The sequence below is a fragment of the Haemophilus sp. THUN1690 genome, from assembly GCF_059704375.1.
Map to the genome: position 1 here is coordinate 669,305 of NZ_AP046582.1, position 25,407 is coordinate 694,711.

The window sequence follows — 25,407 nt, forward strand, 5'->3', positions numbered from 1 at the left end:
CCATCACTTATTCATCAACAATATCAGTAAATTCTGCACCTAATACTTTTGCTAAATCTTGTGGTGCAATTTCTACGCTTAGCCCACGTTTTCCGCCTGAAACATAAATCGTTTCAAACTCAAGTGCGGTTGAATTTATCACGGTTTTCACTCGTTTCTTTTGACCGAGCGGGCTAATTCCTCCTACAAGATAACCTGTACTTTTTTGTGCTGCATCTTTATCCGCCATTTCTACTTTTTTCACACCGATAGATTTTGCTGCTTTCTTTAAATTCAGCATATTGGCCGTTGCAAGCACAAAACAAGCAAGTTTTTTCTGATCGCCATTTTCCGCCACAAGTAACGTTTTAAAAGAGCGGTTAGGATCAATGCCTAATTTTTCTGCCGCTTCATCACCAAAATGTTGATTATTCGGATCATGATCATAAGTATGCAAGATAAAAGGAATTTTTTGTTTTTTAAGTAAATCAATTGCAGGTGTCATTATTTCGTTCCTGGTTTTGGTGTAAAATAATGCCGATTATTTTACAGCGGAGAGAAAAATGGACGCAACCTTAAATATTGCGATAGCAGCAGAATTTGAATTAAATGAAAAAATTGTAGAGCGTTTAGAACAAAGTGCGCTTGAAATTAGTAACGTTTCTATTGTTGAAATAACACCTTTTGAAGAAGAACAAAATATTCGTTTTCGCAATAAAGGCGTTGAACAACTTTCGCCAAATGAAGTTGAGTGGGCTGATTTTAATTATGTCTTTTTTGCAGGAAAACTTGAGCAAGTTTCCCATATTGCGCAAGCAGCGGAGCAGGGCTGTATTGTCATTGATATGTTAGGCGTTTGCAGTGCGCTTTCGGATGTACCTGTAGTTGTTCCAACGGTAAATGAATCACAGCTTTTAGAACTAAGACAACGTAACATTGTTAGCTTACCTGACCCACAAGTAAGCCAACTTGCTTTAACGCTTGCCCCTATTCTACAAGAGATCAATCTCAATCAAGTGTTTGTCACTTCTTTATTGCCGGCTTCTTATACGGATGCAGAAACCGTGACGAAACTTGCGGGACAAACAGCCCGTTTATTAAATGGTATTCCATTGGATGAAGAAGAAACGCGCTTAGCGTTTGATGTTTATCCGTATCAAGCACCTAATTTATCAAATCAATTACAACGAATTTTTCCGCAATTAGAGCGTGCCACATTCCATGCAATCCAAGTACCTGTATTTTATGGATTGGCACAAAAAGTCACCGCACTTTCAGATTATGATTTCGACTATCAGCCTCAAAATAGCGAGCTTGTCGCTTTAGAAGAAACCTTAATTACGCCTGTTCTTAATGGAGAACAAGAAAATGGCGAAGAATCAGTAAAACTTCATTTAAGTCAAATAAGTGCGGTAGAAAATGGTGTAGAATTCTGGTCTGTGGCGGATGAACAACGCTTTAATCTCGCCCTGCTTTCAGTGAAATTGTTGGAAGGAATTTATCAGCAAGGTTATTAATACCAAGAAAATTAAGGAGAAGAGTATGCAAAATATTCTATTTATTATCCATTCATCCCCTTATGGTGACGAGCATTTTTTTAGTGCATTACGTTTGGCGTTACAGTTGCAAGAGCAACATAAAAGTGCGGTTAATTTAAAAATATTTTTAATGTCTGATGCGGTAACTGGCGGTTTAGCAAAACAAAATCCAGCAGAAGGGTATCATTTACAACAAATGTTGGAAATTTTAACGGCACAAGGGGCAACAATTAAACTTTGTAAAACCTGTACAAATGCTCGTGGTATCACTGAATTACCGTTGGCAGAAGGCGTGGAAATCGGCACGTTGGTAGAGCTGGCAGACTGGACGATGGAAGCTGACAAAGTATTAAATTTTTAATTTTCTCGATAGATAAAAGAAACCCGCCGCAAGTGCGGGTTCTTTTTTGCTTATTTTGTTGCGGCTTTCATTGCTTGAACAAATTCAGCTAATTCAACTAAACATTGCTCGTGATTATCTAAATTTCGCTCAATGATTTTCACCGTTGCCGAACCTGAAATCGCACCGGCAGCGCCCAAAGACAACGCTTCTTTAACTTGCTCTGGTTGAGCAATACCGAAGCCTTGTAAAATTGGTGGGGCATTATGTGCCTTAAGCTGTTCTACAAGGGTATCTAAATTTGCTGCGTGAGCTTGATTTTCAGCACTGGTTACGCCTGCGCGTGAGACTAAATAAGTATAGCCCTCGCTATTTTCGGCTACACCTTGGATCGTTTTTTCGTCTGCATTTGGCGGGCAAATAAATACCGGTTGAATGCCGTGTTTTTTAGCTGCTTGTACATAATCTTCTTTTGCGAGTAACGGAATATCTGCCACAAGCACAGCATCAACACCGACTTCTGCACAACGTTGATAAAAATCATCTAGGCCTTTGGCAAAAATTAAATTGGCACAAAGTAATAAGCTAATCGGAATCTCTGGATATTTTGACCGCACTTTTTCTAATAACCTAAAGCTATCTTCAGTACTATGGCCCGCAGTTAAAGCACGATTATTCGCAACTTGGATCACGGGGCCATCAAGTAGCGGATCGGAAAAAGGAAAACCAAGCTCTAAAGCATCTGCACCGTTATCTACAAGCGTACAAATAATCTCAAAAGAGCGGTCAAAAGTAGGGTCACATAAGGTGACGAAAGGAACAAATGCTCCTTCATTTTTTGCTTTAAGCGCAACAAATTGAGTTTCAAAACGGCTCATTATTTCATTCCTTTTTCTGTCAAAATTTTATCTACGGTGAAAATATCTTTATCGCCACGGCCAGATAGATTTACCACTAAAATTTGTTCTTTATTAGGTTCTTGATGAATCATTTTTAAGGCTTGAGCAAGAGCGTGTGAGCTTTCTAATGCTGGAATAATGCCTTCATGTTTAGCTAATTCTTGGAAAGCATTCAATGCTTCATCATCGGTAATACTTGGATATTCTGCACGTCCAATACTTTGTAAATAAGCATGTTGAGGCCCAACAGAAGGGAAGTCTAACCCAGCTGAAACAGAGTAGGATTCCTCAACTTGACCATCTTCTGTTTGCATCAAAGGAGATTTCATCCCGAAATAAATGCCAACTTTTGCATGACCTAATGGTGCGCCATGTTCACCGCTTTCAATGCCTTTCCCCGCTGGTTCAACGCCAATCAAACGCACATTTGGTTCATCAATAAAATCAGTAAACATTCCAATTGCGTTAGAACCACCGCCAACCGCAGCAATCACTGCATCAGGTAAACGACCTTCTCGTTCGAGAATTTGACGTTTCGTCTCAATCCCAATCATTTTTTGAAATTCTCTCACAATCGTCGGGAAAGGGTGAGGACCTGCAGCGGTTCCAAGTAAATAATGGGTGGTTTCATAGTTTGCTGACCAATCACGCATAGCCTCACAACAAGCGTCTTTTAAAGAGCAAGAGCCTTTTTGTACAGGAATCACTTCCGCGCCCATTAAACGCATACGAAATACATTCGGCGATTGACGCTCAACATCTTTTGCGCCCATATAAATACGGCATGGCATATCTAACATAGCACAAGCAAGGGCTGTCGCAACACCATGCTGACCCGCACCTGTTTCGGCAATAATACGCGTTTTGCCCATACGTTTAGCCAATAATATTTGTCCTAAAACTTGATTGGTTTTATGAGCGCCACCGTGTAATAAATCTTCACGTTTAAGATAGATTTTCGCTTTAGTACCTTTTGTTAAGTTACGACAAAGGGTAAGTGCGGTCGGTCTTCCCGCATAATTTTTGAGTAAATCTTGAAATTCACGTTGGAATTCAGGATCGTCTTTCGCGTCTACAAATGCTTTCTCAAGCTGTTTAAGCACTGGCACGAGTATTTCTGGTACATACATACCACCAAACTCACCAAAATAGGGATTTAAAAGAGTTTCTGACATTGTGTTTCCTTATTATTTTAATTTGAATTTCTTGCCACATTAAGTGGTGCAAAAGTTTGTGCTGTTGGCATCACTTCAATGCGATTAATATTAACGTGTTCTGGTTGCTGATTGAGCCATAAAACCATGTTTGCAATATCTTGTGGCGTAACGTATCGCACATTTTCATAGAGTTTTCCAGCTCGTTCATCATCACCTTTAAAACGCACATTAGAAAATTCTGTACCGCCACAAAGCCCAGGTTCTACACTGGTAATACGGATATTTTTACCCGCCAAATCTGCACGTAAATTTAAGCTGAACTGTGTTACAAAAGCCTTTGTACCACCATATACGTTACCGCCTGGGTAAGGGTAGGTACCTGCAATTGAACTTAAATTAATAATATGGCCCGTATTTCTTTCGACCATTTGAGGCAAAACGAATCGAGTCATATTCACCAATCCTTTAATATTGGTATCAATCATTTGTTCCCAATCATCAATATTCGCTTTATCGGCAGATTCTAAGCCAAGAGCCAATCCTGCGTTATTAACGAGTAAATCAATATCTTTCCATTGTGTAGGTAAAGATTTAATTGCTTCTTCAGTGGCTAGTCGATCAGATATATCGAAAGCAAGAGGCAGAAATTTTTCACCCAATTCAGCTTTTAGTGAAGTTAAACGTTCGGTACGACGGCCAGTACCAATTACAAAATATCCAGCTTGAATAAGTGTTCTACAGATTGCAGTACCAAATCCTGCGGTAGCACCAGTAATAAGGGCAATTTTAGACATCATTCTCTCCTTTTTATTTATAATATTTTTATACTACTACACTAGTGCAAAAAAATATAGGAGTTTATGAAGAAATTTAAAGAAAAAGAAAGGAAAATAAAAGCAAAAGTGCGGTGAAATTCCACCGCACTTTCAAGATTAATGATGATGGTGTTCTGGTTTTGGAGGGAGTTTAGCCAATCCTTTACCAACCGGTAAAATTAATGTGCTATAGCTTGCAGATTGCTGACAAATTTGTTGATCTGCAAATGGTATTTTGTGAATGACTTTAATTTTCCAAATACCATCAATTAATGGAATGATATTCACACGTCCTTGACTATCTGTTTTACCTGAAAAACCTTGTGGTTCACGATGGCTTGTACTTGCTTCAAGATCTTTCACTACAATAGTATCAGCGGTTGCAGTTACAGTTTCGCCCGCTAATGGCTGATCTTGGTAGAAAATTTGAACAGGGAACGGTTCGCCTGATTTCACTTTGCTTGGATCACGCAAAGGAACAATTTCAAGTGGTAAACCTACTCTTGTCATTGCCATTTCTGCATTTAATGGCTTTTTACCAACTGTAACAAGACTTTTACCAAACATTTGGGTTTGTTCGCAATAAGTTGGATTTTCTAATCCTTTCAAATTATCCATTTTCCAACCTTCAGCATTTTGTGACCAAAAGGTTGGTTTATAAGTTGCTGTCACCCAATAAGAGCCATCAGACAATGCTTTCTCTGATTGATATTGATAGTTTTCCCCTTTTTGAACTAAGGTTTGTTTTTCACCATCTTGACGAATAATTTCCATTGGCGCAAAAATTTTTAAACGTGCTTCAGGAATTTTTTCTACGTAAGGGTAGTCCCCATAAGCTAATTCTGCTTTTAATACAGAACTTGATGCCAATTTTGCAGGTGCTTGAACCCAAACTTCATGAGCTTGCGCTGCACCAGCTAAAACCAATAAACTTGTAATTAATGTTTTTTTCATACCTTTCCTTAATAAAAAAATAGAGGTGAGCATTTATAAAATGAGCGCAAATATTAAATAAAAATAACTATCATTTAAATGGTGATTTAGAGAAAATTTAATATTTGTGATCCAGATCACAAAACATCTATATAAAGCATATAAAAAAATTCCATAAATACTTAGTACTTAGGGAATGTCTAAATGTAGATAGCTGTTATTAATCGTCCTTTTTAGATGGCTTAATGCCTAATAAATTACAACTTAATTTACTAATCACATGTTCCGCAGTATTGCCCAATAATGCAGCTGATAAACCTGTACGGCCAACTGTGCCTAAAATTACTAACTCTGCTTCAATTTCTTTTGCAACTTCAGGAATCACTTCTTCTGGGAAACCTTCATGCACATGAGTATGGTCTTCACTAATACCAAATTTCTGACGCAATGCTTTCATATTAATAAGATGTTGGCCACGAATACCGTTTTCATAGCCTGAAGTATTAAATTCTGGTAAATCAATCGCCATATTGATTGGAGCAGAAGGGTAGGCTGCAACTAAGTGAACATTACCACGATTTAGATTTTCAGCGAGTGACATGCCTGTTTCCACTAATTCTTGATTAAATTCATCTTGATAGTCTTGCTCACCAGAAACATTTACTGCCACAAGAATACGGCGTTGATGTTTCCAATCGCCATCGCGAACCATCAAAACAGGAACAGGGCATTTACGAAGAAGCTGCCAATCCACTGGTGTGAAAATAAGTGAGGTAAAACTTTCTTCATCTTTAGTATATTTCACCACAAGATCATAATTATTGCCTTCGACTTCTTCTTTAATCGCCTCAGCTTCATTACTATTCCAAACAATGTGAGATTGCAATTCAATTTCAGGATCTGCATATTTATCTAAGTAATATTGAACCGCATGTCGATGTTTTTCGATTACTTGTTGATGCATTTCTGAACGTTCTTCAGAAGAAAGTAAAGCCGACATTTCATAAGATAAGTCATATACAGATAAAAGTGCGGTGATTTTTACCTTAGTTTCATTTTTTTGTTCTTTCACCAAACGTACGGCGCGCGCAAGGGCATATTGTTTTTCATTTTCAGGATTGAGAACAACCAGGATATTTTTAAATTTCATAATAACCTCCAAAACTCACCATAGAATAAGAAAGAATCTTTTGAATGGCAAGGTGCGATTTTCAAAAAGGTGATCTAGTGCAAAATTTATTTTTAATGAATACAAAAAAGGCGTGAAATTCACGCCTTAAAAATTATTCAACTAATGTTATTTTGGTTTTATTCGTGCCAGTTAATTCAATTAAAGCATTGAGATCATTAATTGTAATATATTTTCCTTGCACTGTAAGAACGCCTAGTTTTTGAAAGCGTCCCAATAATCGACTGATAGTTTCAACTGTTAACCCTAGATAGTTACCAATATCACCACGCGTCATCGTTAAACGGAATTCTTTAGCTGAAAAACCACGAGCAGAATATCGTTTAGAAAGATTATGAATAAAAGCAGCCAAACGTTCTTCTGCATTCATTTTGGACAGTAACAAAATCATTTCTTGATCACTTTTAATTTCATTACTCATTAAACGCAAAATTTGTTGGCGCAACTTTGGCATTTTACCTGCTAAATCATCCAAAATATCATAAGGAATTTCGCATACCATTGCGGTCTCTAAAGCTTGCGCAAAACTAGGGTGTTGCATTTGAGTAATGGCATCAAAGCCAACTAAATCACCAGGTAAATGGAATGAAGTGATTTGTTCTTCGCCAGATTCGCTAATAGTGTAGCTTTTGATCGTACCAGAGCGAATTGCATAAATTGAATTGAGGGAATCACCAGCTTTAAAAAGAACTTGTGATTTTTGGATAGGTTTCTTTCGTTCGATAATATTATCAAGCTGATCTAATTCATGTTCGTTCAGCGTAAAAGGAATGCAAAGTTGGCTAATACTGCAATCCTGGCAATGAATAGCGCAACCTCCCGATTGAACCCGGCGTCCTGCCTTGGTTTCTGCAACGAAATTTTTCATGTAAGCCTCAAATATTTCGAAAAATTAGTGTAAAATTGATCTAACTCAATAATCATACCACTAAATAGTCATTTTAAGAAGAGTAAAGCATTATGGCAGCAGAAAAATTAACAAAAAAACGGCTGATTCAGATTTTAATCATGTTATGTATTTTAGTTATTGCATTTGTTTGGCGATATTTTTAAAAAACCAGAAAATCCTTGCTCATTTTTAAAACAAATGAATTATTTCTAAAAAATTTTACTTGTCACACATTTATATATACGTATAATTCAACACCATTAAGCCTGGGTGGCGAAATTGGTAGACGCAGCGGATTCAAAATCCGCCGTTGAATAAACGTGTCGGTTCGAGTCCGACCCTAGGCACCACAATTATTTTAACCCAGCATAATTTTATGCGGGGTTTTTCTTTATAAAATCCATATCTCAAATAAAAAATAAGCCTAGTGTAATACTAGGCTCATAAATACTTTAGTCCCTTAGACTAAGCTTCAGTAGCAAGGTTACCTAAATCTTTATCAACTAAGAATAAACCTTTACCATCTTCGCCAAGAAGATTCAATTTATCCAAGATACCACTGAATAATTTTTCTTCTTCATGTTGTTCTGCTACATACCATTGTAGGAAATTAAATGCAGAGTAGTCTTTTTCTTCAAAAGTTTTACCTACTAATTCATTGATTTTACTTGTAATCAATTTCTCATGTTCATAGGTAATTTCAATTACTTCTTTTAATGATTTATATTCATATGATGGTGCTTCAATTGCAGAAATTAGAGCAACTGAGCCAGTCTCATTTAAATAAGTGAATAATTTACGCATGTGTTGCATTTCTTCAGCTGCATGAGCTGATAAAAATTTTGCAGCACCTTCAAAACCTTTTTGCTCGCACCAAGCACTCATTTGTAGATATAAATTAGAAGAATAAAATTCCAAGTTCATTTGGTCGTTTAATAGTTTTACTACATTTGCTGATAACATTTTATTTCTCCTATCTATTATAAAGTTGCTAACTCACGATCAATAAAGAACAATGCTTTACCATCTTCGCCAACAAGGTTAAATCTATCAATAATTCCACTAAATAATTTTTCTTCTTCGTGCTGTTCTGCTACGTACCATTGTAAGAAGTTAAAAGTAGAATAGTCTTTATTTTCAAAAGTAACTTCAACTAATTCATTGATTTTGGACGTTACCAATTTTTCATGTTCTAAAGTTGTTTCAAATACTTCTCTTAATGAAGAATAATCGTGCTTAGGTGCATCGATTTTTCCTAGAAGCGGCATACCACTAGTTTCACTTACATAATTGAACAATTTTTGCATATGTTCTAATTCTTCATCTGCATGACGAAGTAAAAATGCCGCAGCACCTTCATAGCCATGAATTGAGCACCATGCACTCATTTGTAAATATACATTAGAAGAGTAGAACTCTAAATTTATTTGGTCATTCAGCTTGTTTGTGATGATTTGATTAAGCATAACTAATTCCTTTCCATTTGATTGATAAAGTGCAATAAAACTTGACTTGCGATTCTCATTTTAAGCTTACAAATGAGAATTGCAAGTTTTTTATTAAAATAAAATTCATATAACCAATTAATTTTAAAAAGAAAATTAAAAAACAATTATTCTCATTTGAGTAATCTAGGCGCATAAAATAATTACAATGTCACAATTAAAGATGTTAAATCTACTACCAAATCTTCTGTCAATTTATTCAGATTTCACCTAGCGCAATCTAAATCCAGAATTAAATATTATTGCTTTAACTTTTTAATGGAGAAGAAGCAGAGTATCCCTTTTTGACAACCTCACAAAAAGTTACTTTTATATTCACGAAATTTAACATAATATACATTATGCGAAATTAGTTATCAGGTTAGCGGAAACTAAGGATTAAATAAATCACACAGTTATACACAAGTCACAGGTACTAGTAAAACAAGACAAAATAAGGCTAGATAACACGTTGTAACGTATTATTTTATAGAGTTATTGAATGGATGAATTGAAATGTAAAGATAATGTAAAGGTGAAATAAGCTAAATCTATGTGATTACGCTACGTAAAATCTGAATAATTTTGGGGATAATTATTCCCAGAATAAAATAACAAAAAAGCACGTTTTTATTAAAACGCGCTCTTCTAAAAAAATGTGACAACGTATCGACTAACCTAGTAGTTTTATACCGTATTCATATACTTGTTGTAGCAAAGATAGTTTTTCAGGATTATCTGAATGTTCCTCCGCTAAACGTTGTAAACTTGATTCAAAATCTACCGCACTTTTTTCAAGTTTATTCTGTCGGTATTTTTGCCATTTAATTTGTTCAGCGCGTGTGAGGGTTTTATAAAAATGACGAGCACGATAATGGAACAATAATTCAGTGATACGTTTATCTTCAAAAGCTAAACCATGTTCAGCTAATTTTTCTGCAGGTAAACTACGTAAAATAGACATATTGTTTTTATCAGCATTGCTGAAAAAGCCATTGTATAGCTCAGTTTCTACATTATCATTCGATTCAAATTGACGTTCTTCATTAAAAATATCCGTCACTTTTTCTCTAATATCAAAAGATACTCGTAATTTTGCAAGATTATCCAAGCATAATTGTCGATCAATATCCAAGCGATTTGCTGTTTCGGGCAACAAGGTTTTGGCTGGCGCTAAAATAGGACATTTATTGATATGTACAAGCTTTAATGGAACAGATGAAACTCCCCTTTCTTCTAATTCCGATTTTTTGGTATATAAATCTGCCCGTAATTCATCCGCACTTTTGGTTAATAAATTATCGATATCGCCAGTTAAATCACAAACAATGAGTGCATTTTGATTTGTCGGATGCCACGCTAAAGGCGCAACCCAAGTGCAATTTCCACGATAATTCCCTAACATTCCAGAAACATGAACTAAAGGCGCCATTGCGCCTGTATCAACCAATTTTTCTATTTCTTTTTTACCTCGTTTTTCAAAGAAATATTGAAATAATTTAGGCTGTTTTTCTTTAATTAATTTCGCCATAGCAATAGTTGCATATACATCCGCCATTGCATCGTGTGCATTTTCATGCTCAATACCATTTGCTTTAGTGAGTTTTTCTAAGCGGAAACTTGGCATTCCATCATCGTCATAAGCCCAATTAATCCCTTCTGGACGCAAGGCATAACAAGCTCGCACTAAATCTAACAAATCCCAGCGTGAATTCCCGTTTTTCCAGCTGTATTCGTAAGGATCAATAAAATTACGATAAAATGTATAACGCGTCATTTCATCATCGTAGCGAATATTGTTATAGCCCATGACACAAGTATTTGGTTGGGAAAATTCGGCTAAGATATTTGCGGCGAATTCAGGCTCAGAAAGCCCCTTTTCATTACATTCTTGTGGTGTAATTCCTGTCACCATTACCGCTTCAGGAGCCGGTAAATAATCATTGGTTTGTTTACAATAAAACATTATTGGTTCACCAATGATATTAAAATCAACATCTGTACGAATACCCGCAAATTGCGCAGGACGATCTGTTGCTGGATTTACACCAAAACTTTCATAATCGTAAATAAAAAAGCTGAAATCTTTTGCCATGACTACTCTCTTTTACGCAATAAGTTTATCTAAATAATATAGGCAGAAAATAGCTGATAAACTGAAAATAATACCTAGCCAATTTAGCTTGCTGATTTTTTCTTTAAAAACTAATGCTCCAGTTATCGTGCCTAAGCAAATTACGCCAATGTTCATTCCCGCGAAAACAAGCGTTGGATTTCCAGCAAAACTTTGATGTGCTTTTATGTAGAATAAAATATTAAAGAAATTCAATACACCTAAAACGATGCCACCAATTACACTTGATGATGTCCATTGTGCTCGTTTTAAAAATAAATAGATAAACATAACACAAGCTGCAAGCGAGAAGGAAATAAACAATGTTGCAGGGAATGCGCCGCCGCTTTTCGCCACTTGTTTGAATAAAATATCAATGATGCCGTAACCAAACCAGACGCCAATTAATCCTAAAACACCTTTAAAATTGACCGCACTTTGCCCTTGAGTTGGCTTAGTTAATAAACAAAATAAACCAATAAAGGCTAATACAACGCCAATGATTTTAGATTGGCTTAGTGTTTCATGAAAAATTAAAAACGCCGATAAAATAGGAAGAAACAACGAAAGACGTTGTGCTGCGTCAGAACGTACAATTCCAGCAAACTCTACCGCTTTTGACATAATAATAAACACGCTAGGTAGCAATAAGCCCAGTGCTAAAAAAATGGGTAAATTTTCGCTTTGTACGATGTAATCAGTAAATGCTAAGCCTTTAAAATCAGGTTTGAGTAAGAAATAACTGAAAGTGATGGCCGTGATGTAATTGAATGCGATAGCTTGTTCAATAATAATATTTTTTTTACGGGCTATTTTAAGCAAAACTGAAACCGCTACGCTGCAAAGAATGGCAAGAATAAGATTGTGCATTTAAATTCCTTATATAATTAAAGTGCGGTCAAAACTCTTAAAATTTTAACCGCACTTCCCTTCTATTTTTATTCTGTCGCACCGAATCCGCGTAAACCAACAACGTGTACATGCTCTTGGTTGCCTGCGATTTTACGTACGAGTTTATAGGTTGTCCCTTTTTCAGGGCTGATATTCTCTGGCGCTGCGATAAGTAATTGCATATCCAAACGTTCGCAAAGTTCGAACAAGGTGGAAATGGATTTACCATCCAAACGTGCAGCTTCATCCAAGAATAGTAAACGACATGGCACGATGTCTTTACCGCGAATACGGCGGCTTTCCTCTTCCCAGCTTTGTACAACCATTAATAGGATAGACATACCCGTACCGATCGCTTCACCTGTTGATAATGCGCCACTTTCAGCACGTAACCAGCCATCAGCACCACGGAAGACTTCAACTTCTAACTCGAGGTAATTACGGTAATCCAATAATTCTTCACCGATAGTTTGCGCTGTGCGTTGGCCCATATCAATATGCGGGTTAATGCGTTGATAAAGTTTCGCAATGGCTTCAGAGAAGGTAATACGATTATCACTGAATAAATCTTGATATTCTTCTTGTTTACCAGACAGCGCGTCAAGCAACATCGCATGTGTATCGCGAATATTGACCACTAAACGTACTGATTTTACCTGACCGAAAGCAATATTTTGTAAACCTTGATTCAACATGCGAATACGATTTTGTTCACGTTGAATGGTTTTACGCATAATATTCGCCACACTTTCAGAACTGATCGCCAATTTTTTCTCACGGCCAGTCAATTCTTCTGTTAAGCGATTAAGCTCAATTTCCATTTGCTCAATTGCATCAATCGGATCATCAGTTTTAATAATATCCTGACGAATACGTTCACGAAGATGTTGATAGACAGCAATAAAGAAGCGGACTTTATTTTCTGGTTTACGGCTATCTTCAGAAATACGCAATGCATCGCGGAGATATTCATTATCAGCCACTGCAGTACGTAGTGCACCTAAGGCTTTATCCGACATTGAACGTAGTTCATCAGCAGATAAATAAGCTAATTCACGACGATTGAGTCGTTTTTCCACATCGGAATTACGAGATAAACGCAGAACCACGCACCAGCTAACTTTCGCTGCCACAACCAATTCACGTTGAGTTTTGTAATCACGTTCCGCTTTGCGAATGCGTTTATTTAAGTTCTCCGCTTCGCTTTCAATGAGTGTTAATTGTTTTTCAACATAAGAACGACGTTGACGACTGGTTGAAAGTTGTTGATACAACTCATCACGGCGATTTCTTGCACGTTCCTCAGCCCCTTCATCAGCACGCACGCCCAATTCACCAATCTCAGCAATTAATTCTTTTAACAATTGATTTTTACTGTCATAAGAACTTTGTAATTGGATAAATACTTGGTTGTATTGTGCAAATTGGCTTTGTTTTTGACGTAATTGTTCACGTTGAGCATCACGCTGTGCCTGTAATTGCTCCAAACGTTGACGAAGTTGCTCATTAAGCTCTGATGTTTCTGCTTGACCTGCATCTTCATAGCTGAAGTGATTTTTACGTTGCACCACATCCGCTAAAGCAAATACACGTTGCTGTACTTGTTTTTGACGTTCAACCGCTTGGGTTAAATCAGCTTTTAAGCGCTCATAGTTCTCTGGGTCACTTTGTAAGGTATTTGCAATCGGTTCTAATTGTGACAACGCAACGCCATGTTGACTAATAAAACTTTCATCTTGCTCTGCGATGTCTAGTTGTTCGCTGCACTCTTCAATACGATCAAGTAATTCTTCATCAGCAAGCAAGTTAAGCTGCGGCATTAACTTGTTCAACAATTGCATTTTTTCTTTGGCATTATCCAATTTAATGCGAATTTGTTGTTCAGTGCTTGAGAATTGATTGAGCTCGCGATCAATTTCATTGCGTTCTTGATTGATTTCCGCCATCACCTCTTCTGGGTTTGGTTGGAACGCTAGAGCTAAATGTAAGCCAACAAATTGACTAAAGTGTTCGTGTAAACGTTGACATTTTTGTACATCAAAGGCGATTTGTGCGTATTCTTCCGCAATCTCATCACGTTTAGCTTGTAATTCTTCTAAATGTTTTTCACGTGCTGCACGGCCGAATAATGGAATTTGCGGGAATTTTGAATAACGTAATTCACGATCAGACACTTGCACCACAACGCCCATTTCAAGCTCTTGGGCTGAAAGTACGCTATCATCAAAGGCATTTGGATCACCTTCGATTAAATATAAATCGTCCGGACAGTCTTCTAAATTAGATAATTGTTCGCGTACAGTGTTGAGATCACGTACAACAATAGCATGACGCGCAGGACCATAAAGTGCTGAGAAATAAGGTGCATCTTCAATTGGAACATCATCATATAATTCAGAAAGCAATACACCACCAAAACGTTCTGCAAGCATATTCAAGCGAGCATCTTCAGAACCATCTGGTTGGCTTAAACGAGAAATTTGCTCATCTAGTTGTTGACGTTGTTTCTCTAAATTGTCACGTTGAATAGTCAGTTCACGTTCTTTCACCAATTGTGATTGCATAAAATGCATCACATCTTGGCTATGTTCGAAGGTTTCACCACTTTGCTCTTGTAAGCGTTCTAAAGCGGCTTGAGCAGTCAACCAAGCTGGTGCTTTACGAGAATTTTCTTCGTAAAGTGCGGTCAAACTTTCACGTTTTTGACGTAAGGTTGAACGGTTTTCTACTTGCTCAGCAAGTTCTTCATTTAAACTTTCAATAAGTTCTTCTTGTTCAGCGTGGTATGCTTCAAGTTCATCAGCGGTTTCTAAAGATAAATCAGCACGTTGATTAAAATCAGCTAATAATTTAACCGCACTTTGTTGTTGAGCATAGCGCTGCTCTAACTCATGTAATTTCGCGCGTAATTGTGGGGTTTGTTGCGCCTGAATTTTTTGTGTTGGATATTCACGCAATAATTCTTTAGCGCTTTCCCAAGCACTTGAACGAGGCATATCACCAGCAATTTTGCACACTAACTGATAGGCTTTATCAAATTGTGATTTAGCCGCTTCAGAAATAGACATTTTATGTTCTAACTCAAGCACTTGCTCGGTAAGGCTTTCAGCATGGGCAGCAAATTCTGCTTGGTAATCTTCCGCATTTTTCACGCTTAAATCTGCTAAACCACACAGGGTTTTCGCTTTTTCAAGCGCAGCAATCGCTTGTTGATATTGCAATGCACGAGTTTGTTGTGCATCTAATGCTTGTTGATAATCCGCAAGTTGCGCACGCACTTGGTCAATTTCAAGTTCCGTTTGCTCAAATTGTGCTTGGCTTTCTTCAAGCTGTTCGGTTGCGGTTTCCACAACCATTTTTTGTTCTTCCAATTTTTCTGTAAGCTCAGCCACATCTTCTTGATAGCGCGATACTTTTTCTTGATGACGTAACGCATTTAATACCAAGTTCAAGTGGTCTGCCGCACTTTGGTGATCTACTTCTAAAGTACGTTCATTTTCTGCCAATTCTGCAGCTTCACGGCTTAAGTCAATTAAGCGGTGTTGTGATAACTCTTGCTCAGCTTTTGCTTTATACCAATCACGACGGAAACCTAGAGCCGCTTCGATATTGCCACGACGTTCATTGGCATTACGCATATAATCTGATGCCACATAATTAGTGCTTTCAGTGATTAAATGTTTGAATAAATCACGGTCAGATTGAGTAACTTTAATTGCTTCAAGGGTCATACGATTTTCACGTAACGCACTTTCCATATCTTGGAAGGCTTTGCGTACACCAAGGTTTTCTGGCAATAAGTAATCACGTAAAGAACGGGTAATGGCGCTGGAAATACCACCGTATAAAGAAGCTTCGATTAATTTATAGAATTTGCTACGGTCTGAAGCACTACGTAAGCGTTTTGGAATAATACCTAAATCAAACATCATGCCATGATAATCGGTGATGGAATGATATTGCTTGAATTGCGCACCAAGATTTTCAATTTTGTCTTTTAATTCATTTAAATTGAGTACGCGCGCTTGACGTTCACCGACTGTTTCGGTGAAAAGTGCGGTCGGATTTAAGGATAATTCTACACCTTGAATCGAGAACGTTTTTAAATCGACTTTCTTATCACGACCCGCGATTTGTTGCAGACGCACACCCACGAGAATACGTTGATGACGAGAATTGATGGTATCCAATACCGCATAACACACACCTGGACGCAATTTACCGTGTAAGCCTTTATCACGAGAGCCGCCTGTTGAGCCGGCTTCAGTGGTATTACGGAAATGCAACAAGGTTAAGTCTGGAATCAACGCTGTGACAAAACCCGCCATGGTTGTGGATTTACCGGCACCGTTACCACCTGAAAGTGTGGTCACCAATTCATCTAAATCAAAGGTACGGGCAAAGAAACCATTCCAGTTAATTAAGGTGAGTGAACGGAATTTACCCCGTTCTACCCCATTATGTTGGTTTAATACAGGAGCAATAAATTCTTCTTCAACCTGTTCGGTTGATTGCTCTGGTTCGTCTTGATAGATTTCGTTTTCAAGTTCTAATACATCAGACATTATTCTTGTTCTCCTGCATCATCAAATTCTTCATCAATTTCGACCGCACTTTCTTCATCATCAAGGTCATCAGCATTGCTCGCCGCTTTTGCTTGTTTTTCCAATTCGAGAGATTGTGGTGTTGCTGCTTCCCCATCACGAATTAAACGAGCTTGTGCTTCTAACGGGTCATCACCAGAACGGACTTCAGCCCCAAAACGGAAAACTGATTCTGAAATCGTAAATTTACCGCTATGCTGTTCACCTACGGTATGAATCATGCCTAAACGGCGTAAACGACCGATCGCTGCGCGTACTTTTTCAGCTAATTTTTGTTTATCCAAATCCGAACCACTAGAGCGCTGATTGACGGCTTTCAATAATTTGCCTTCGTCTGCTAAATTCAGTAATTCATCATAGACTTCTTGCGTACTGAAGATACCTTGCTGCGCCAAACGTTCTGGGCTTAAATACAAATAGCAAAGCACCTTCCCTACTAACATTTCTAATTCGGAAAGCACTGAACGGGCAATTAACGTCGTCGCTTTTGGACGTAAATAGAAAAAGCCTTCCGGTGCACGAATTAATTCCACGTTGTAACGGCGGTAAAAGCCATCCAACTCATTTTGGAAATCCATCAAAAAAGCATGATTATCTAATTGATCTGTGCTGATATGGCGACCTGAGCGCAATAAGCTGTCCACTGTCGGGAAAATAGGGTTTGCAATGGCATTTGCCAATTTCGGGGAAATTACATCTTGAATATCTGTCATGGTTAATTTCTCATTTTATGAATTCGTTTTTGGGTAAGCCACGAAATTAATATTTATCAATTACATGCGCTTGCACTTCTGCGCCGTAATCGTTAATTTCCTGCCATTGCGGATAAAGACCGGCTAAATCATCATTTGCCATACCTAAACGCACTGCTTGATCCACAATAATACGCGCCACATCAAAATGACGAGAAAGTGGATAAGCTTCTAATTGTTCTTTTAAGACTAAACTTAAATCGATTGGACGATTATTCTCACGGTATTGAATTAATAAGCCTTGCATATGTTCGACGATTTGATCATGTAAATCAGCCAAAGATTCATATTGCAACTCTTCAGGTAATTCACCCAATGCATCATCTTCACGTAATACCATTTCTTCATCACGCAGATCGACCAAACGTTCCGCTTGAGCGGTCCACAAGAACCAAGGATGATCGAAATAGCTGTGGATAGAATTACGCAAGCGTTGTGAGAATACACGATTTTTATCCATATCAATGGCGGTACGGATAAATTTATGCACGTGACGGTCATAACCAATCCATAAATCGATGGCTTGTTGTCCCCAGCTAATAATGCGGTCGAGCTTAGATTGTAAATCGGTAATTAATTGTTCAATAAAATACAGCTCATCATGGCCAATTACACAATCTTGAATACGTAATAATTGAGCCTGCAACTTATCACCTGCGGCATTTAAGGTATCTTGTAACTCACGTAAATTGCCTGAGGTTTCATCTAATAAACGTTCACAGCTAGAAATTGCCGCCTGCCAATCTTTGGTAAGTAAATTGGCAATTTCTTCTTTAATGCTTTGCTGATTTTCATCCATCACACGTTGTGATAAATCAATACTATCGAAAATCTCTGCTACTGAATATTTTAACGGAGCAAAAACATTCCGGCGCCAAAAGTGCTCATTCTCCCCTTTTGTTGCACCCTCTTCCGCGGCATCGGATGCACGCTGAATTTCATCAGCCACAATAGAAAGCTGCACGGAAAGACGCAACGCAGAAAACTCACGCTGACGAATATAATAATCTGATACGCCAACGCCTAATGGAGTGAGACGATAAATAGAAAGCCCTTCAGTAAATTCACTGCTGAAACGGTTAAGAAAACGCTGTTTCACCAGTTCATTGATAGCATTATTGGCACGGGTTGCAATCGCGTCCGTTGATTGGTCAAAGGCATTGGCTGTATGGCGAAAAATATCCACTAAATCGGCTTCTAGCATCTCACCATCTAAACGCTCATTGTTATAAATAGCAATGGCCAGTAAAAATACTAAACGCTCTGTCGGCAGATTTAACGAAAATTCCCGATCTTTCGCCCATGAGACGAGTTCAGGAATGGTTTGTGAGGTTTCGATCATTCGGTTACAAAAGCTTAAAATTGAACAAAAAATTTTTGAGATTATACAGGATTTTTTGTCAATCTTGAAAATCTTCTTGTAAATTGACCGCACTTTTTATTTAGACTTGTTATTCAAACTTATAGTTATATTCACTAAAAAAAGAAAAATAATTTTATTTTTATAAGCCAATTTAATCAAATTTACATTTCTTTACAAAATTGTCTTAGTTGCCCACTTCCATATGATTAAAAAATAAACTATAATACTCTAAATATATAGATAATAGAAAATTATTTTCAATATTCTATATTTAATCATATTAATATTAAACCACTGAAATATACGTAATAAATACGAATATTCTAACAATCTAATAATGAGGAAATTATGAGAAACTTTAGAATTAATGCGATGACAGTATTACTTTTAGGATTAAATGTAGCTGTAGTAAATGCTACTGATGGAAATATTTTGAATATCACGACAACAGATCCTGATAATGCAAACAAAATAATAGAAGCAACTAATGTTAAAGGCCCTGGCCATACTGCAATTGGTCAGCAAAACCAAATCTATTCAGTTCCTGAGTCAGAAGAAATGAGAAGGCACTACAGTGAAGAAAAAAGTAAAGGGTCTAGTTCAGCTATTGGTAACCAAAATGTAGTAAAAGGTTTTGACGCTAGTGCGATCGGTAACAAAAATGATGTTTATGGATCACAATCACAAAGTTTTGGTTATGGGAACAAAGTTTATTCAAATAGTTCTATGGCATTCGGTGCTGGTAACATGGTTGGTGCCCAACCCGAACAAGGCTCCGATAGCAACAATAAAATACCAGCGAAAGATATTGTTACAGATAAGAATACACAATCAGGAGTTGCGTTTGGTATCAACAATACTGTCTTAGGTGATGAAAACTTGGCTCTAGGTCAATACAATCATGTAAATGGTGCAAATTCTATGGCTGTCGGTAGTGACGCTGTCTCAAATGGTTTTGCTGCAATTGCACTTGGTACAGCATCTCAAGCAGGACCTGCCAAAAAAGAAGATAACTCTAAAATCTCAAGCCCAATTGCAATTGGTTATTCCGCTCACGCCACAGCAACTGAGACCATTGCAATTGGTTCCAAAGCTAAAGCTAGTGCTGACGATGCTATTGCTATTGGTTCATCAGCAATATCTACAGGTAAAAAAAGCCTAGCTTTATCTAAAGACGCTTATGCAAAAGATGATAATTCTGTTGCTTTAGGAGCAGGCACCATTACTCGTGAAGCGACACAAGAAAATGAGGCAACTGTTAACGGTATCACGTATAGTGGTTTTGCTGGTCACGATCCCTTATCCGTTGTTTCTGTTGGTTCAGAAAAAAGTGAAACATATACGGTACCAGATAACATAAACGGACTTGATCGTAAAATCACAGTTACGCCACATACACGCCAAATTATTAATGTTGGTGCAGGTAAGATTTCAGCCACTTCTACCGATGCAATCAACGGTTCTCAGCTTTATATGATTGCAGAGCAAGTGGGCAAAAACAAAAAACTTATTGACAATATTAGTACTCTCTCTTCGGGTGCGAAACTAGAAGCTGGCGATAACATTGATGTAGAAACTAACGATGATGCTAACCAAGTAAAAACCTATAAGGTTAGTACCAAAAAAGACATCAAAGCAAATTCTTATACCATTAATAATTCCAATATCAAAATTGATCAAAATGGAATGAATGCAGGTAACAAAAAAGTGATCAACGTTGCAAATGGTGAAAATGATAACGATGCAGTGAATGTTTCACAATTAAATAAAGTGAAAACCGATGTGGCTAACAATACTAAAGCAATTAATACTTTAAATAAGAAAGTTAATGACTTTGACCGTAAATCTCGCGCAGGTATTGCAGGCGTTGCAGCGATTGCATCAGCTCCATCTGCGCGTAAAGACGGTAGAAGCATGGTATCAACTGGGGTTGCTCACCACCGTGGTGAAAGTGCGATTGCAATCAAAGCGTCTCGCAACTCTGATAATGGACATTGGTCATCAAACGTAAATGGTGCAACAGATACTCGTGGTCAGTGGACTGTGGGGGCTGGTGTAGGTTATGAATGGTAATCTGATTTAAATCTCAAAATAATAAAGAGCCACAAATTTGTGGCTCTTTTTCTCTTCTTAAAATAATTAAAAATTTAACCGCACTTATTATAATATAAGCCACGCAAACGAATGCGCGAACAAAAATAATCATCATAATAATTTATATTAAACATTTTTAGTTAATTCTTGTGAAGAAATATTTATTTTAAGTCAGAATGATTTGAACATTAATCGACTGCTTTTAATAAATTTCTTTCATCAACAAAAATTTAATGATTCATTATATACTTCTTGCGTAATAAAAATGCTCTATTAGGCTAAACGTTATAGGTTTAAATACATAAAAAAGCACTTTACCAATAATCATTTCTAATTCAGAAAGCATTCAATTACAATAGCTAGTAAGAAAACCAAACCTTAGGTAGGTAAATTCAAAGAAAATTCGGAAAGATTGTACAGGATTTATTGCGGTTCTTAAAAATCTTCTCTTGAATTGACCGCACTTTTACTATTTTTCACGTATAATGTGCGTCTTTCATGAATAACTAAAGATAACAAAATGAGCGATTTAACCCAGTTAGCCCAACAAGAAAAAAAACAAACCTATAATTTCAATAAATTACAGAAACGTCTTCGCCGTAACGTAGGCAACGCTATTGCAGATTTTGGTATGATCGAAAATGACGATAAAGTCATGGTGTGTTTATCCGGAGGCAAAGACAGTTATACGCTTCTCGATATTTTGTTGAATTTACAGCAAAGCGCGCCGATTAAATTTGATATTGTGGCGGTAAACCTTGATCAAAAACAACCAGGTTTCCCTGAGCACGTATTGCCTGAATATTTGGAAAGTATTGGCGTCGATTATAAAATTGTACAAGAAAATACTTACGGAATTGTGAAAGAAAAAATTCCTGAGGGAAAAACAACGTGTTCGCTCTGCTCTCGCCTACGCCGTGGAATTTTATACCGTACCGCGACAGAACTTGGTGCAACCAAAATCGCTTTAGGACACCACCGCGACGATATGTTAGCGACACTATTTTTAAATATGTTTTATGGCGGCAAAATGAAATCCATGCCACCTAAATTAATTTCTGACGATGGCAAACAAATTGTGATTCGTCCGCTTGCTTATTGTAAAGAAAAAGATATTGAAAAATATGCCATCGCGAAAGAATTTCCGATTATTCCTTGTAATCTATGTGGCTCACAACCAAATCTTCAACGCCAAGTGGTAAAAGAAATGCTTAATACTTGGGATCGCCAATATCCGGGACGCTTAGAAACCATGTTTAGCGCAATGCAAAACATTACATTGTCACATATGTGTGATCCGAAATTATTTGATTTCAAAGGAATCAAGCATGGGCAAATAATTGATGGCATTGAAGGTGATACCGCATTTGATGAAGAACGAATTACGCCAATGCAATTTGAGGACGAAGATCAAACCGATTTTTCAAACAACGAAATGATTAACTTTAAAGAAGTAAATTAATATGTTGAATATCAATGGAATTGAAGTTGAAACTGACAAAGACGGTTACTTGCTCCATGGCCAACAATGGAACGAAGATGTCGCTCGTGCTATTGCACAGTTAGAAAATATTGAATTAACAGACGCCCATTGGGAAGTGATTTACTTTGTGAGAGACTTTTATCAAGAATATAACACCTCCCCTGCCATTCGTATGTTGGTAAAAGCCATGACTGAAAAGCTTGGTGCGGATAAAGGTAACAGCCGTTATTTGCAACGCTTATTTCCTGAAGGCCCAGCAAAACAAGCCACAAGATTAGCGGGCTTACCGAAACCTGCAAAATGCCTATAAAAGTGCGGTCAATTTTTTGAAAGTTTTAAACGCTTAGTCTTTTAGATTAAGCGTTTTTCTTTTTGGTTGAATTTACAATTCAAGAACAATAAGAAAAGAAAATATTTTATAAGTACTATAACGCAATCGTAGATCACGTAAAAAACTTATAAAATTGTTGATGTTATTAAATAATTCAATATAAAAAAAGGGCAAAAATGCCCTTTTTTTATTTATTTATAATTACCAAGCGTAACCTACGCCGATAGTAGTAATTACATCACTATTAGTGGTTGCTGCACCAGATAATTTAAATTTCAAATTACCTTTGTCATTAAGTTTAGTATAACCTACTGCAATAGCATTTTGATTTTTAAAGTTACTTGCTGCAACAGATACCATAGATTTACCATTAACATGGATTTCTGGTAATCCAGCAATTGCAGCTGCACCAGCGATACCACTTCTCGCTTCAGTTCTGTTGTGAGAAATTTGTTTCTCTACATTACCAATACGACCTTCTAACTTAGAAACTTTATTAGCAATAGAACCAACACCGGTATTTGACTTCACAAATAATGAATACAATTGAGAACCATTCACTGCATCTGTAGATACTTCAGAAATTTCACCTGGAGCAACGTGCTTAATTTGACGTTCTTTGTCTTTAGCACCAACACTTACTACACCGTTTTCTTCAGACGGAGTACCAGCAAATGTATGAGTTTCGCCATTTAATTCCTGTGATTTAGCAGAAGCAGTAGCAGTAGTAGAACCGTCTGATTTATTACCTAAAATAACAGAATTTTTTAATGCTGTTCTAATCTCGTTACCTAATGCTACAGAATTTTCACCATAAGATAAAGTTTCGCGACCGATAGCGATAGCTCCACGCATTTTCTCTTCTTGTTTAATCACTTCTTTAGAAAGTGTATTTAATTGAGTTAAAACTGTTTTAATTTCATCTGGGAAGTCTTCAAAACGAGCTACCAAATTATCTGTTGAAAGCATTCCTAAATTATACTTATCTGGACCATAACCTAGAGACTTAATTTTATACATTTGCTCTTCGTTTAAGTTATGTTTAGCTGCTAATGAGAATAAAGAGCCTTCTACTTGTTTGCCATTTTCATCAACACCTGAATATAATTTATTTAATTCAATTAACTCTTTAGATGATTTATCAATACCAGCCGCAGCACCGAAACCAATCGCTAATGAATAATTAGAATAAGCTAAAGTATTGCTACCTAAAGCTGTTGCTCCAGCAGCATAAGCTGACGCTTCAGAACCAACCGATGTTGATTTATGACCTATACCCCAACTATTTGAACCTAATGCTACGCTATCTGTATCTACAGCATTAGCACGGTAACCAACCGATGTACTTCTATAACCGATATTTGTTAGGCCTGTTAAATGACGAGTATTATCATTTGCTTCAACACCTACAGCCACTTGACCATTTTTGTTTACAAAAGAACGTGGACCAACAGCTAAATTAGAAAATGCACCTTGGGTATCTTCATCATCAATTGCTGTAGCACCTGCAACAGATACAGTACCTTTACCTTCAGCTACAGTTTTTTCACCTGAATTATTGATAACAAGCGGATCTGCTGTTTGAATAAGTTTACCTAATAATTCTTGTGCTTTTGCACGAGTTTCTTCAGTTAACCCACCCTTGTTCATTTCATCATACATTTTTTTCAACAGGTCTGCAGAAGGATTGTCTGCTGCAGGTGTTGAAGGAGTATTTGATGGTTGAGAAGCCTCAGGTGTATTAGCATTTGCTTTATCAATTGCAGCAATGATCTCATTTACTTTCTCTTTGTAAGAAGTGAGATCAAATCTTTCAATTGACTCACCTGCTTGATCAAGTAAAGCAGCAATATTATCTGGTTTTTTCTTATTGCTGTCACCCATATAACCTGACAGTTTTTGTGTCAATTTAGCTGCTTCAGCATCAACAGGGTTTAAAATTGTAACCAAGTTATCTAAGGCAGGATTACTCTCAGCGAAAGAAGATGAAGGCAATCCTAAAGATAAAGCAATACTTAGCACAGCAGCTTTAAAAGTATTCTTTAACTTTCCGTGCCCCTTAGCAAGCTCAGAAGCTACAGTAGATTGTTTTGTTGTTTTATTTACAACGGTTTTAAAAATTTTATTCATAGTTACCTCTATGGTTTAATAAGAGGCTGACATTGTATAGTATTTAATGTTATAAAACAAGTCTTTTGAAGTAATCCCTAAATTTTCTTGTGTTTTTTTTAAAAAACTATAAAATCAGTATAATTTTAAACCCTAACTAACAAGGAAATGTTATGAAAATTAGTGCAAGAAACCAATTAAAAGGTAAAGTTGTTTCAATCGAAAAGGGTTCAGTAAATGCAATCGTTCACATTGATATCGGTGGCGGTAACGTGCTTTCTTCTACCGTGTCTTTAGCAGCAGTTAAAGAACTAAACTTAGAAGTTGGTAAAGAAGCATACGCAATCATCAAAGCAACTTCTGTAATGGTTGGGGTAGAATAATTTCTTCCATAAAAACAGAATTGAATATAACCGCACTTTTAAAAGTGCGGTTTTTTTATAC

Annotated in this window: 21 protein-coding genes and 1 tRNA gene; 7 read left to right on the plus strand and 15 right to left on the minus strand. The window is 37.0% G+C overall.

What is annotated here, in order from left to right:
* Positions 1–7: 7 nt before the first annotated feature.
* On the minus strand, positions 8–484 hold the full coding sequence (gene ybaK / locus AC6H22_RS03245) for a Cys-tRNA(Pro) deacylase (protein ID WP_005631703.1): 477 nt from the start codon (positions 482–484) through the stop codon (positions 8–10).
* Positions 485–542: 58 nt separating this feature from the next.
* Here ybaK and AC6H22_RS03250 point away from each other — a divergent pair, with 58 nt between their 5' ends.
* Together AC6H22_RS03250 and AC6H22_RS03255 are read left to right on the plus strand one after the other, a co-directional pair.
* A complete protein-coding gene (locus tag AC6H22_RS03250) occupies positions 543–1,496 on the plus strand; it encodes an oxidoreductase (RefSeq protein ID WP_118816852.1) in 954 nt (317 codons plus the stop codon).
* 25 nt (positions 1,497–1,521) lie between these two features.
* Entirely contained in the window at positions 1,522–1,878 is a 357-nt protein-coding gene (locus AC6H22_RS03255) for a DsrE/DsrF/TusD sulfur relay family protein (RefSeq protein WP_118816853.1), read from the plus strand.
* Positions 1,879–1,928: 50 nt separating this feature from the next.
* On the opposite strand, the gene trpA is transcribed toward AC6H22_RS03255, so the two are convergent.
* The 6 genes from trpA to fnr all read right to left on the minus strand — a co-directional run bounded on the left by trpA (position 1,929) and on the right by fnr (position 7,718).
* Positions 1,929–2,735, minus strand: a complete 807-nt coding sequence (trpA, locus tag AC6H22_RS03260) for a tryptophan synthase subunit alpha (protein WP_118816854.1) — start codon at positions 2,733–2,735, stop codon at positions 1,929–1,931.
* On the minus strand, positions 2,735–3,931 hold the full coding sequence (trpB, locus tag AC6H22_RS03265) for a tryptophan synthase subunit beta (protein ID WP_046953164.1): 1,197 nt from the start codon (positions 3,929–3,931) through the stop codon (positions 2,735–2,737). The genes trpA and trpB overlap by 1 nt, the downstream gene beginning before the upstream one ends.
* A 17-nt stretch (positions 3,932–3,948) precedes the next feature.
* On the minus strand, positions 3,949–4,707 hold the full coding sequence (locus tag AC6H22_RS03270; protein ID WP_118816855.1) for an SDR family oxidoreductase: 759 nt from the start codon (positions 4,705–4,707) through the stop codon (positions 3,949–3,951).
* 138 nt (positions 4,708–4,845) lie between these two features.
* Positions 4,846–5,682 carry a DUF4198 domain-containing protein gene (locus AC6H22_RS03275; protein WP_497515327.1) on the minus strand — a complete coding sequence of 279 codons (837 nt, stop codon included), beginning with the start codon at positions 5,680–5,682 and terminating at the stop codon, positions 4,846–4,848.
* A gap of 199 nt (positions 5,683–5,881) precedes the next feature.
* Positions 5,882–6,811, minus strand: coding sequence for a universal stress protein UspE (gene uspE, locus AC6H22_RS03280; protein ID WP_497515328.1), 930 nt, complete (start codon positions 6,809–6,811; stop codon positions 5,882–5,884).
* Positions 6,812–6,944: 133 nt separating this feature from the next.
* Positions 6,945–7,718, minus strand: a complete 774-nt coding sequence (gene fnr, locus AC6H22_RS03285; RefSeq protein ID WP_005634634.1) for a fumarate/nitrate reduction transcriptional regulator Fnr — start codon at positions 7,716–7,718, stop codon at positions 6,945–6,947.
* 285 nt (positions 7,719–8,003) lie between these two features.
* Between fnr and AC6H22_RS03290 the strand changes: the two genes are divergently transcribed.
* Positions 8,004–8,089, plus strand: a tRNA-Leu gene (locus AC6H22_RS03290).
* A gap of 115 nt (positions 8,090–8,204) precedes the next feature.
* On the opposite strand, the gene ftnA (AC6H22_RS03295) is transcribed toward AC6H22_RS03290, so the two are convergent.
* From ftnA (AC6H22_RS03295) to mukF, 7 genes are all read right to left on the minus strand, one after another.
* The gene (gene ftnA / locus AC6H22_RS03295; RefSeq protein ID WP_497515329.1) at positions 8,205–8,702 is read right to left on the minus strand and encodes a non-heme ferritin; all 498 of its coding nucleotides are present in this window, start codon (positions 8,700–8,702) and stop codon (positions 8,205–8,207) included.
* A 17-nt stretch (positions 8,703–8,719) separates the two neighbouring features.
* Complete coding sequence (gene ftnA, locus AC6H22_RS03300) at positions 8,720–9,205, minus strand: non-heme ferritin (protein ID WP_005634630.1); 486 nt, start codon at positions 9,203–9,205, stop codon at positions 8,720–8,722.
* 691 nt (positions 9,206–9,896) lie between these two features.
* The gene (sbcB, locus tag AC6H22_RS03305) at positions 9,897–11,318 is read right to left on the minus strand and encodes an exodeoxyribonuclease I (protein ID WP_497515330.1); all 1,422 of its coding nucleotides are present in this window, start codon (positions 11,316–11,318) and stop codon (positions 9,897–9,899) included.
* Positions 11,319–11,330: 12 nt separating this feature from the next.
* Positions 11,331–12,206, minus strand: a complete 876-nt coding sequence (locus AC6H22_RS03310) for a DMT family transporter (protein WP_497515332.1) — start codon at positions 12,204–12,206, stop codon at positions 11,331–11,333.
* Positions 12,207–12,274: 68 nt separating this feature from the next.
* On the minus strand, positions 12,275–16,792 hold the full coding sequence (mukB, locus tag AC6H22_RS03315) for a chromosome partition protein MukB (RefSeq protein WP_497515333.1): 4,518 nt from the start codon (positions 16,790–16,792) through the stop codon (positions 12,275–12,277).
* Positions 16,792–17,544, minus strand: a complete 753-nt coding sequence (gene mukE / locus AC6H22_RS03320) for a chromosome partition protein MukE (protein WP_049374517.1) — start codon at positions 17,542–17,544, stop codon at positions 16,792–16,794. The genes mukB and mukE overlap by 1 nt, the downstream gene beginning before the upstream one ends.
* Positions 17,545–17,590: 46 nt before the next feature.
* A complete protein-coding gene (gene mukF, locus AC6H22_RS03325) occupies positions 17,591–18,925 on the minus strand; it encodes a chromosome partition protein MukF (RefSeq protein ID WP_118816906.1) in 1,335 nt (444 codons plus the stop codon).
* Between the two features lie 369 nt (positions 18,926–19,294).
* Here mukF and AC6H22_RS03330 point away from each other — a divergent pair, with 369 nt between their 5' ends.
* From AC6H22_RS03330 to AC6H22_RS03340, 3 genes are all read left to right on the plus strand, one after another.
* Entirely contained in the window at positions 19,295–21,019 is a 1,725-nt protein-coding gene (locus tag AC6H22_RS03330) for a YadA-like family protein (protein WP_497515334.1), read from the plus strand.
* A gap of 541 nt (positions 21,020–21,560) precedes the next feature.
* Positions 21,561–22,502, plus strand: a complete 942-nt coding sequence (gene ttcA / locus AC6H22_RS03335) for a tRNA 2-thiocytidine(32) synthetase TtcA (protein ID WP_497515335.1) — start codon at positions 21,561–21,563, stop codon at positions 22,500–22,502.
* A 1-nt stretch (position 22,503) separates the two neighbouring features.
* Positions 22,504–22,833: a TusE/DsrC/DsvC family sulfur relay protein gene (locus tag AC6H22_RS03340; RefSeq protein ID WP_497515336.1), complete on the plus strand. Its 330-nt coding sequence runs from the start codon at positions 22,504–22,506 to the stop codon at positions 22,831–22,833.
* 222 nt (positions 22,834–23,055) lie between these two features.
* Here AC6H22_RS03340 and AC6H22_RS03345 read toward each other — a convergent pair whose 3' ends face one another.
* Entirely contained in the window at positions 23,056–24,984 is a 1,929-nt protein-coding gene (locus AC6H22_RS03345) for a YadA-like family protein (protein WP_497515337.1), read from the minus strand.
* 152 nt (positions 24,985–25,136) lie between these two features.
* Here AC6H22_RS03345 and AC6H22_RS03350 point away from each other — a divergent pair, with 152 nt between their 5' ends.
* A complete protein-coding gene (locus AC6H22_RS03350) occupies positions 25,137–25,346 on the plus strand; it encodes a TOBE domain-containing protein (protein WP_046953151.1) in 210 nt (69 codons plus the stop codon).
* Positions 25,347–25,407 lie beyond the last annotated feature (61 nt).